The organism is Vibrio sp. L85, assembly GCF_963871815.1.
GTDB lineage: Bacteria > Pseudomonadota > Gammaproteobacteria > Enterobacterales > Vibrionaceae > Vibrio > Vibrio harveyi.
On record NZ_CAWMYL010000141.1, the window covers coordinates 1 to 517 of the forward strand.

The following is a 517-nucleotide window of genomic DNA, read 5'->3' on the forward strand; positions in this document are numbered from 1 at the left end:
TAACCTAATGACACTCGCACCTATCACTAGAGACTACCGCTGTAGCCATTGCGACCACACCAAAAGCTATACACAAAAGGCGTTCACGGTATTTCCTGCAATAAAACAATGTCCTGTCTGTGAATACTTTACGTTTGAATTGCACTTTGAAAACAAAAAGGCAAAGAAGCAATACAAGGACAGTCAGATAAAACAAGCCGGAAAGGATTTAGTCCATGTCTCCAACATGCTTAATAAGAGCATTTCAATTGAGCGGGGCTTCATGAACTCTAAATACTATGTCATCACAGATATTGAGAGCTTTAAGGGTGCGACGAGCAAGCTTAGAACGGCAGGTAAGCGATTGGCGGAATTGCCATAAAGCAGGCATGGCGGTATTTGACCTATGAGTGTTTATAAGCGATTCCTTGAGCCCGGAATGGGCTTATCTTTGGCTCAGTACATTTCTAATATCACGGCACACTTACCTGTAATGATGCGCCGCGATATTGATTTGAAAGTTGGCCGGCGTAAACAG

General features: G+C 43.1%; 1 protein-coding gene. It reads left to right on the forward strand.

The genetic code is table 11. The features are described 5' to 3' along the window. A partial coding sequence (locus AACR11_RS14150) for a hypothetical protein (RefSeq protein ID WP_223295741.1) occupies window positions 1–361 on the forward strand: 361 nt, incomplete at its 5' end. Window positions 362–517: the final 156 nt, after the last annotated feature.